Source organism: Rhodanobacter thiooxydans LCS2 (assembly GCF_000264375.1).
GTDB lineage: Bacteria > Pseudomonadota > Gammaproteobacteria > Xanthomonadales > Rhodanobacteraceae > Rhodanobacter > Rhodanobacter thiooxydans.
The window spans coordinates 21,601-31,703 of record NZ_AJXW01000087.1 but is presented as its reverse complement, the minus strand read 5'-3'; the positions used below and the strand labels follow the sequence as shown (position 1 = coordinate 31,703).

Genomic DNA, 10,103 nt, shown 5'->3' with positions numbered 1-10,103 from the left:
GGCTGGGGTGGGGTGCTCTTGGTCTTGCTCGCCAGCCCGGAGCTACCCCTCCTAGCCTCCCCCTGCATGCAGGGGGAGGAACCAAAAGCCCGCACCACCGCAAGAGCCGTGCTCCCTCCCCTGCATCGCAGGGGAGGAGCAAAAAAACGGCGGCCCGGAGTCCGCCGTTTTCATCATGCGAACCGGCTCAATGCGAGGCGGCTTTTGGAGCGTCCTTGGCCGTCCACTGCTTCAGCCAGGCGTTCACCGCGTCGTGCCACTGCACGCTGTTGTGCGGCTTCAGCACCCAGTGGTTCTCGTCGGGGAAGGTCAGGAACTGGCTGGGGATGCCGCGACGCTGCATGGCAGTGAACGCGCCCAGGCCCTGGGTGATCGGGATGCGGAAATCCTTGGCGCTGTGCACTACCAGCATCGGCACACGCCAGTCCTTGACGTGGTCGAGCGGGTTGAACTTCTCGTAGTTCTCCGGGTGCTCGTACTGGGTGCCGCCGTTCTCGCGCTCCTCGAACCACAGCTCCTCGGTGTCGTAGTACATGGCGCGGGTGTCGAACACGCCGTCGTGGTCGACCAGGCACTTCCACGGCTGGTTCCACACGCCGGCGATCCAGTAGGTCATGTAGCCGCCGTAGCTGGCGCCGAGCGCGCAGGCGCGGTCGCCGTCGAGGAAGCTGTACTTGTCCAGCGCGGCTTTCCAGCCCAGCTTCAGGTCCTCCAGCGGCTTGCCACCCCAGTCGCCGGAGATCGAGTCGGTGAACGCCTGGCCGTAGCCGGTGGAGCCGTGGAAGTTCACCGTCACCACCGCAAAGCCCTGGCCGGCATAGGTCTGCGGGTTCCAGCGGTAGCTCCAGCCGTTGCTCATCGCGCCCTGCGGGCCGCCGTGGATAATGAACGCGACCGGGTAGGTCTTGTCCGACTGGTAGTCGACCGGCTTCACCACGTAACCCTGCACGGTCTCGTTGTTCCAGCCCTTGAAGGTGAAGAACTCGGCGTCGCCCATCGTCGTGTTCTTCAGGTCCGCCGCATTGAAGTGGGTGACCTGCTTCAGGCCGCTGCCGTCGGCGGCGGCGAGGTAGACGTCGGCCGGCCGCTTCAGGTCGTCACGGGCCAGCAGCAGCTTGCCGGCAGCCAGCGAGAAGCCGCCCACCGTGCCCTCACCGACCAGCTGGCTGACCTTGCCGCTGGCCGCGTCGATCGCGAACAGCGGGTGCTGGCCGTTGTCGTCGGCGGTGGCGTACAGCGTCTTGCCGTCGGCGGAAAGCGCCAGGCCGCCGGGCGAGCGGTCCCACTGCGGGTCCACCTCATGCTTCGCGCCGCTGGCCAGGTCCAGCGCCATGATCGCGAAACGATCGGCCTCGAAGCCCGGCGTCTTCATCGCCAGGTAGTACAGCGTCTTGCCGTCCGGCGAGGCCACCGGGTACGCGTCCCACGCCTTGTTTTCGGCAGTGAGGTTCTTCGGTGCGGCCGAGCCGTCGGCCAGCACGCTGTACACGTCGAAATTGGTCGACCACGGCTCGCTGCTGCCGGCGATGCGCGCGTCGAAATACACGGTCCTGCCATCCGGCGCGAAGCCGAACTCGCCCTCGTCGCCGAACGGCTTGCTCGGCACGTCGCCGTCGATGCCACGGCTGAGCCGCTTCGGCTCGCCGGCCAGCTGGCCCTTGCCGTCGAAGCGGGTCACGAACAGCTGGTTGCGCCGACCGTCGGCCCAGGTATCCCAATGCCGCACGAACAGCTTGTCGTAGAGCGTGCCGCTGGCCTTGTCCTTGGCGCGCGCGTCGAGGCGCTGCTGCGTGCAGGCCAGCGTGGCGCAGTCGGTGAACACCTCGTACGACAGCAGCACCTGCTTGCCGTCCGGCGACAGCTTGTAGCCGCCGAGATCCAGCACGCCATGACTGACCTGCACCGGCACGGCATGTTTGGCCAGGCTCAAACCGCCCTTGCCGCCCAGATCCACCCGCCACAGCTGCGCCACACCCTTGGCCGGCGCCACGAAATACAGGCTGCGCCCGTCCGCCGACCAGCGCGCCGAGCCGCCCTTGTCCACCACCTTCACCGGCTGACCGCCCTTGGCCAGATCCAGCACGTAGACCGCGTTGACGCCCTTGTTCGCCGCGTAGTCGGTACTGCGCACGCCGAACGCCGCGTAGCGCCCGTCCGGCGACAGCTGCGGGTCGCCGACCCGATCCATCATCACGAGGTCGCGTACGTTGAAGGCATGCGCCCCCTCGGCCTTGACGAAGCTGGTATCCACGACGTCACCCGCCATCGCGGGCGCCGCCACCAACGCGAGCAGCAGCGCGGCAATCAGAGGTTTCATGGGGTGGTCCTTGGGTGGTCAAAGCGGTGACGGTAAGCGCCAAACCGGTCTCAGGCAAGTTTTTCTGTCCCTGCCGAGTGCGGCCACCAAAGGCATGGACGATCGCGGATTACGCGCCCGACGAAGAGATCCAAGCCCCGTAACCGGTTGTGTATCATTGGCACCTTCACGCCTCGTTACACACCAGGGGAATGGATTCATGGACAGTCGCGAGTATCGGCTCGGCTACCGGGGCGATATCGAAGGCCTGCGGGCCATCGCCATTCTTCTGGTCGTGGCCGCGCATGCCAACGTTCCATGGCTTGCTGGCGGATTCGTGGGCGTGGACGTGTTTTTCGTCCTGTCCGGCTACCTGATCACCGGCCTGCTGTTGCAGGAAATCGCCAAAACCGGCCGTCTGCAGTTCGCGAACTTCTACGCGCGCCGGCTCCGTCGGTTGCTGCCTGCGTTGCTGCTCATGTTGCTGTGCACCTGTCTGTTTGCCGCCGTCGCGCTTGCGCCAGGCGAGCAAGGCGGTCAGGCCGTGGCAGCGGCCACGGCGTCGGTATGGTTCAGCAACATCCACTTTGCCTTTGCCAAACTCGACTATTTCAGCCCAGGTGCCGCCAGCAACCTGTTCCTGCACACTTGGTCGCTGGGTGTCGAGGAGCAGTTCTACCTGGTCTGGCCGGCGCTGATGCTGCTGGCCTTCGGCGCATGGCGCAGCAAGGGCAATCATGTGCGACGGCTGAAGGTGGCGATGCTCGCGATCGCCATCCTCAGCCTGCTGTGCTGCATTGCGCTGACCCGCACAGCACAACAAATGGCCTTCTACATGATGCCGTTGCGCGCATGGCAGTTCGCAGCGGGGGCGATGGTATGGCTGTACGTCAATCCATCAACAAATCACGGCACTGACAGCCAAACGCAGCACAAAACAACCGTCATCGCCCGCTGTACCGGCTGGCTGGGATTCGGGCTGATCATCGCCGCCGCACTGTGGTTCGACGCCAACATGGCCTACCCGGGGTGGCGTTCGTTGCTGCCTACCCTTGGGGCGGCCGCGATCGTCGCTGTCGGCGTACGCGAACCGAACAAGGGCATCTCGTGGGCGCTGTCATGGCGTCCCCTGCAAGCTGTAGGTCGTGTCTCGTACTCTTGGTATCTGTGGCATTGGCCAGTGCTTTTGCTGGGTGGCGCACTCGTTACTATGGATAGCCCCGCCTACCGCGCCGGGCTGGTTGTCCTGTCTCTTTTGCTGGCCATCGTGTCGTACCGCTGGGTCGAGTCCCCCATTCGCCATCAGGCGCGATGGGTCGTGCGACCGGGCGTTACGGTCATGGCTGCGATCGCACTCATGATGACCGCCAACGTACTGTGCATCGTCTGGTTCAATGCCACATCGACCTGGGCAAACAGCCCGGCCCAGCAACGCTACGCGCGGGCACATGTCGACGCACCCATCATTTACTCCATGCCCTGCGACGACTGGTATCACAGCGACGAAGTACGCTTTTGTGCGTTCGGACCAAGCGATGCAAGGCACACGGCGGTGCTGATGGGCGACAGTATCGGTGCGCAGTGGTTTCCTGCCGTCGCCGAGGTCTTCAACCGACCGGGCTGGCGCCTGCTGGTCTTGACCAAGTCCTCGTGCCCCATGGTGGACGAGCCGATCTTCTATCCAAGAATCGGGCGGGACTATGTCGAATGCAGCAACTGGCGCAAGAACGCATTGCAGCAGGTTGCCGGGCTGCGGCCGGACATCGTCATCCTGGGCTCGGTGCAAACGAGCAACTTTAGTCGAACCCAATGGACTGAGGGCACGGCGCGGCTACTGAAGGTCGTCAGCGACTCCACTGGCCACATCTACATCCTGCGGGGTACACCGCACCTGCCCTTCGATGGCCCCAGCTGCCTCTCTTCAAGGAACTGGCTGCCATGGCTGCACCTGCGACGCGGCACTTGCCAGGCGCCGGCATTCAGCCAGTCGGGCAATGACGTCTACGCGTGGCTGCAAGAAGCCAGCAGGCGCTTCGACAACGTCTCTGTGCTGGATCTGAATGAAGCCATCTGCCCGGACGGGCAGTGCCGTGCCGAACGTGGCGACATGGTCGTATTCAGGGACTCACAACATCTGACTGCAACCTTCGTCAGATCCCTGGGCCAGGAACTTGGCAGGCAAATCAAGCTCGTGGCTTCTCATGACCCATCCGGCCAGACGCGATAAGAAAACCATCGACATCTCCGGGCCCATGGCTACTCGGTCCAGCGAAAATCGGGTGGAGATGCGCCTGGGTCCGCACGTTGTTCCGTGACTTCGGTCTCATTACCCGCATCAACCCGCCTCCCGACCGCCTTTCGGATGAGCTCCAGCCTGGCTTTGCGCACCCTTTGGTACAAAACGTGCTGCTAGCGGGGGCATCTACAGGGGAGCTCTCTATGTTGCACCAGCGCATTTCTGCCGGTTTCACCTTGATCGAACTGATGATCGTCGTGGCGATCATCGCGATATTGGCCGCCATCGCCATCCCGGCGTATCAGGATTACCTAATCCGGACGCAGGTCACCGAGGGTATGAGCTTGGCGGACGGGGCCAAGTCCGCAGTGTGGGATTTCGTCTCCAACACCGGGCGGTTCCCGCCCAACAACCAGTCGGCGGGCCTGGCCAAAAATAGATCGATTGAGGGCAGTTACGTATCCAGTGTGGACGTGACGGGTGGCGCCATCAAGGTGCTCTACCAGGGAACCAAAGCCAACACCCACATCAACGGCGGCAGCATATACCTGCTGCTTTCGCCCATCACCCATGCCGGCAGCATCGCCTGGACGTGCTCAGCCAGTACGCTGGACCCAAAGTACTTGCCCTCTTCCTGCCGCAGGTAGCCATAGGCTCGAATCGCCATAGCACACACAAACTGACAATCAACGTCACTTTTGGCCTGTTCGGGACACGCCGGGCAACGCAGCGCATGGGTCACAATTTTTGAATCCACAGGGCATCATCGGCACTGCTTGCGGGCTTTCGTGACGACGGGCACAATCCAAGCGCCTACAGATGTGAGGGAATACACCTGCGGCAAACGTGGCATATATGCTGCTTGACTTTGCCGCGAGCTTCCTGGTCGTTCCGACCATGCGAATGGGGTCCGTTCCCGCCTAGGGGGATAAAGGGACTGGGGCTCAGGGGGCATCACACGGTTAGCTAACCAGAACAGAGGAACCACCATGAAGAAGATGCAGAAGGGCTTCACCCTGATCGAACTGATGATCGTGGTTGCGATCATCGCGATCCTCGCCGCCATCGCCATCCCGGCCTACCAGGACTATCTGATCCGCACGCAGGTGTCCGAGGGCGCTGTGCTGACCGACGGCGCCAAGACCGCTGTTGCCGAGTTCTACTCGAACCGCGGCGACCTAACCAATGCCAAGAATGCCAGCATCGGTTTAGCGCAGGCCGCCAGCATCAAGGGACAGTACGTCAGCCAAGTTGACGTTGCAGGCGGCATCATTACCGCTAGTTTCGCCGGTCCGAAGGCGAACAAGGCGATCTCTACCGGTCCCAAGACTTTCGTACTTTCGCCTGTTACTTCCGCCGGCTCGATCAGTTGGGTCTGCACTAGGTCAACAGTCGATCAGAAGTATCTGCCCACTTCGTGCCGTAAGTAATCGGCGACACATCGCCAACTTAGAAGGGCCGCCATGCGCGGCCCTTCTTTTTTCAGGAAGTACGATGCACCGTCGTTTTTTTGGCCTCTCCCTGCTCCTGTTGTTAAGCTTGGGATCGACTTGGGTTGCTTACTCACCTGGCCTGCACGGCGGTTTTCTGTTCGACGACTTCGCCAACCTTCCCACTCTCGGCGTTACTGGTCCTGTCGAAAATTGGCCCACGTTCTGGCGCTACATCACTTCGGGAACCGCCGATCCCACCGGCCGCCCACTTACCTTGTTGACGTTCCTGCTGGATGCGCAAGACTGGCCCGCTGCTGCCTATTCGTTTAAGCGCACCAACTTGTTCTTGCACCTGCTCAACGGAATCCTGCTCTACGCCTTGCTAACTCAGTTGGGTCGCCTGCTTGGTAACCATGAAAAGCAAAAACGGACAGCCGCGCTGCTAGGAGCCACCCTCTGGCTGCTGCATCCGCTGCTGGTTTCCACCACGCTGTATATCGTGCAGCGCGAAGCTATGCTGCCAGCCACGTGCACCATGATCGGCCTGCTACTTTGGCTGCACGGTCGCCACCGACTGACCCAAGGCGAAACTCTGGCAGGACTGGCTTGGAGTGTACTTGGCCTGGGAGGCTTCACCACATTGGGGGTGCTGGCCAAGGCCAACGGCGCCTTGCTGCCGATGCTTGCCTTGCTGATCGAGCTGGTTGTGCTCGCACCACGGCACGCCATGCATCACGACGGCGCACGACAAGCGCATCGCCTGGCGTTGTTCGCCTTCGGCATCGTCCCCTCAGCCGCCATCCTCGGCTACCTGCTATGGACCGGTCTCCATGGCGCGCTTGCCGACGGCCCGGTTGGATTCCGCCCATGGAGCGTCGGCCAACGCCTGCTCACCGAGCCGCGCGTGCTGCTGGACTACCTGCAGTTGTTGTGGCTGCCACGCCCGTTCTCCAGCGGACTGTTCAATGACCAGTACGTCGCCTCGACCTCGTGGCTGCGGCCAGTCACCACCCTGCCTGCCATGTTGGCCGTGCTCGGCTTGATCGGGTTCGCCTGGTGGCAACGCCGACAGCGCCCCGCGCTTGCCCTGGCCGTGCTGTTCTACTTCGCCGGCCAGTTGCTGGAATCCACCTCGATACCGCTGGAGCTCTATTTCGAGCATCGCAATTACCTGCCCGCCCTGCTGATGTTCTGGCCGCTAGGCCTGTGGCTGGCCGACGTGCGCACGTTGCGTGTGCTCAAGTACGCCCTGATGCTGGCGCTGCCGCTAGGCTTGGCCTGGATGACCCATGCCCGCGCCGAACTGTGGGGCGACGTGCATAACCAAGCTTTGCTGTGGGCCAGGATCAACCCCGATTCGGCACGCGCCCAGACCAATGCCGCACAGATTGAGATGCAGGCCGGGCAACCGCAAGCGGCCATACGGCGCCTGGAAAAGCTGCTCGCAAACCAGCCACGCCAGGTGCAACTCGCCTTCAATCTGATCGGCGCGCGCTGCATGACCGGCGGCATCACAGTTACCGATCTCGCTGCAGCGCAGCTCGCCATGCAGGGCACACCGAATACCGGCACCCTCTTCGCGAACTGGTTCGAGCGCACGCTACCTGTGGCGATGTCGGGCGGATGCCCGGGGTTGACTGCACAAGGCCTACAAAAGCTGATCGATGCCGGGCTTAAGAATACGAAACTGTCCGCCGCCGGGCCACAGCAAGATCTGACCTATCTGCGCGGCAAGATCGCGCTCGCGCAAGGTCAGCCGGATGCGGCTCTAGCCGATTTCACCCGCGCGCTCGACCTGCAGATACGGCCCGGCATGGCCCTCGAAGCCGCCGCGACCCTGGGGCGTGCCGGCTACCCGTCACACGGCCTGCAACTGCTTGACCATTACGAGGCCGTCAGCGGGAATGCCATGAAACCCGGTCTCGGCATGCCATGGCTGCATGAATGGGTGCTCAAACGCCAACACTACTGGCCGCATGAGCTGGATCACTTGCGGCATCAGCTCGCCCTCGACGCCGAGGCGGGCTCCGGGAATACTTCCAGCCATCCCCTCCAGCCAGGTACCCCAGCTTGACGGACTTTCTTCGCCGTTCACCGTGGCGTCTCCTGGCGCTGCTTGCCGCCTTCGCCATCACCCTGATCGTCTATTGGCCGGGGCTCTCTGGGGGATTCCTGTTCGACGACTACCCCAACATCGTCGACAACAAGGGGGTGCAGCCACGCGATGCCAACTTCCCATCACTGGTCGGCGCCGCGCTTTCCTCGCCGGCCAGCGACTTCAAGCGTCCATTGGCCTCGTTGAGCTTCGCCATCAACTATCTGGCAACCGGGCTTGATCCCTACTGGATGAAGCTGACCAACCTGCTGATCCATCTGCTAAACGGATGGCTGGTCTATCTGCTCTCGTTGGCACTGCTGCGATCCGATTCTTCTCGCCAGCATCCGCATGCCCCCCTTGTTGCCGTGCTGATCGCCGCTGGGTGGATGCTGCTTCCGATCAACCTCACCGCCGTGCTGTATGTAGTGCAGCGCATGGAGAGCATGGCCAACCTGTTCGTCTTGATGGGGCTGTTTGGCTATGTAACAGGTCGCCGCCGCATGCTCGGCCTGCGTCACGCCCCGCCTCCGGCCAGTTTGGGGAATGCGCAGTGGACCGGCTTCATCCTTTGCATAGCGAGCACCACCATACCGACCGCCACCGGCATCCTGGCCAAAGAAACCGCGGTAATGTTGCCCCTGTACGCGTTGTTGATCGAATGGGCCTTATTCCATTTCAGCCAGCCACAGAAAGCGCCAATCCTCCAGGAAAAACACCATATCGGGTTTTCGCGACGCCACGATCTTCGCCTGATCGGCCTGTTCCTAGTGGTGTTCGCCCTGCCCTTTGTCATGGGCCTGGCATGGTTGCTGCCGAGTGTGGTGAAACCGGCGGCCTGGGCGACACGCGACTTCACCCTCGGCACGCGTCTGCTGAGTGAAGCACGCATCGTCACCGATTACGTCGCATGGACCCTGCTGCCCACCCCAAACGCGCTGTCGTTCTACCATGACGATTTCCGTATCTCGACCGGGTTGCTGTCCCCATGGAGCACCTTGGCCAGTGTCGTCTTCCTCACAGCCCTGACCGCCTTGATGCTCTGGTTGCGCCCGCGCAAACCAGTGGCAGCCCTTGGCATCGCTCTGTTTCTAGGCTGCCAGCTGCTCACCGGCACCATCCTGCCATTGGAACTGATCTACGAACATCGCAATTACTTCGCCAGCTTCGGCCTGCTGTTGGCGATCACGCCGCTACTCGCCGTTCCGCGCAGTCAACCATTCGCGCTGCCGTGTTACGTGCTGCTTGCCGGACTACTGCTGAGTTGGACCGCGCTCACTGCTATGACGGCTTACGTCTGGGGCAATCCCCTACGACTGGCCGAGGACCTGGCCTTGCGTGCGCCGCAATCACCACGCGCCCAATACGAACTGGGCCGCACCTACATCATCTATTCGCACTACGACCCCGCCTCACCCTTCACCAAGCTGGCCTATACACCACTGGAAAAGTCCGCGTCACTGCCAAATTCATCGATCCTGCCGGAGCAGGCGCTGATTTTCATGAATGCGCGCATGAAACTCCCACTGAAGGATGCCTGGTGGGACAGCATGATTGCTAAGCTCCAAACGCGCAGACCCGGCGTACAGGATGAGAGCTCGCTGGGTGCGCTGACGCAATGCGCGCACGAAGGCCGCTGCGACCTCCCACAGCAGCGCATGATGAATGCATTCATGGCATCACTCGCACACCCCGACCCCAGTGCTCGTCTACTGGCTACCTACGGCGACTACGCCTGGAATGTGCTAAAAGATCATGCGCTCGGCGAGCGCATGATTGAGGAAGCCATCAAGGCCAGCCCGTACGAACCTGCCTATCAAATCACCTTGGTCCGTATGCTGGCGGCACAGGGCCGCATGGACGAAGCTCGCCAAGCCATTCTGCGACTGCAGAAATTGAATGTTGGAGGCCGGCTGGATGAAGAACTCGGCGCGCTACGCATGCGATTGGGCAGCCCATCACATGGCTGATTCAAAGTGTTACTACGCGTAAGGGCAGGCAACGTTTAGACTGTTGTCTTGAGGCCACCTTGAGGCAATGGGA

The 10,103-nt window shown here is 62.2% G+C and carries 6 protein-coding genes; 5 read left to right on the top strand and 1 reads right to left on the bottom strand.

Translation table 11 applies throughout. From position 1 onward, the window contains the following. Positions 1-187: 187 nt before the first annotated feature. The gene (locus tag UUA_RS15745; RefSeq protein ID WP_008438610.1) at positions 188-2,317 is read right to left on the bottom strand and encodes a dipeptidyl-peptidase 5; all 2,130 of its coding nucleotides are present in this window, start codon (positions 2,315-2,317) and stop codon (positions 188-190) included. Between the two features lie 199 nt (positions 2,318-2,516). Here UUA_RS15745 and UUA_RS15740 point away from each other — a divergent pair, with 199 nt between their 5' ends. The 5 genes from UUA_RS15740 (at position 2,517) to UUA_RS15720 (ending at position 10,030) form a co-directional block, all read left to right on the top strand. Then, positions 2,517-4,523 carry an acyltransferase family protein gene (locus tag UUA_RS15740; protein WP_008438608.1) on the top strand — a complete coding sequence of 669 codons (2,007 nt, stop codon included), beginning with the start codon at positions 2,517-2,519 and terminating at the stop codon, positions 4,521-4,523. Between the two features lie 212 nt (positions 4,524-4,735). Further along, positions 4,736-5,179, top strand: a complete 444-nt coding sequence (locus tag UUA_RS15735) for a pilin (protein WP_008438606.1) — start codon at positions 4,736-4,738, stop codon at positions 5,177-5,179. 342 nt (positions 5,180-5,521) lie between these two features. Beyond that, positions 5,522-5,962 (top strand): pilin, encoded by a 441-nt coding sequence (locus tag UUA_RS15730; RefSeq protein WP_008438605.1) that lies wholly within the window; start codon positions 5,522-5,524, stop codon positions 5,960-5,962. Between the two features lie 64 nt (positions 5,963-6,026). Then, positions 6,027-8,039, top strand: coding sequence for a tetratricopeptide repeat protein (locus UUA_RS15725; protein ID WP_039954252.1), 2,013 nt, complete (start codon positions 6,027-6,029; stop codon positions 8,037-8,039). Then, on the top strand, positions 8,036-10,030 hold the full coding sequence (locus tag UUA_RS15720; protein WP_008438601.1) for a hypothetical protein: 1,995 nt from the start codon (positions 8,036-8,038) through the stop codon (positions 10,028-10,030). The genes UUA_RS15725 and UUA_RS15720 overlap by 4 nt, the downstream gene beginning before the upstream one ends. Positions 10,031-10,103: the final 73 nt, after the last annotated feature.

Excerpts from the sequence above, each read along its gene's own strand:
- UUA_RS15745 (WP_008438610.1), bottom strand. The coding sequence starts at position 2,317 with ATGAAACCTCTGATTGCCGCGCTGCTGCTCGCGTTGGTGGCGGCGCCC.
- UUA_RS15740 (WP_008438608.1), top strand. The coding sequence starts at position 2,517 with ATGGACAGTCGCGAGTATCGGCTCGGCTACCGGGGCGATATCGAAGGC.
- UUA_RS15735 (WP_008438606.1), top strand. The coding sequence starts at position 4,736 with ATGTTGCACCAGCGCATTTCTGCCGGTTTCACCTTGATCGAACTGATG.
- UUA_RS15730 (WP_008438605.1), top strand. The coding sequence starts at position 5,522 with ATGAAGAAGATGCAGAAGGGCTTCACCCTGATCGAACTGATGATCGTG.
- UUA_RS15725 (WP_039954252.1), top strand. The coding sequence starts at position 6,027 with ATGCACCGTCGTTTTTTTGGCCTCTCCCTGCTCCTGTTGTTAAGCTTG.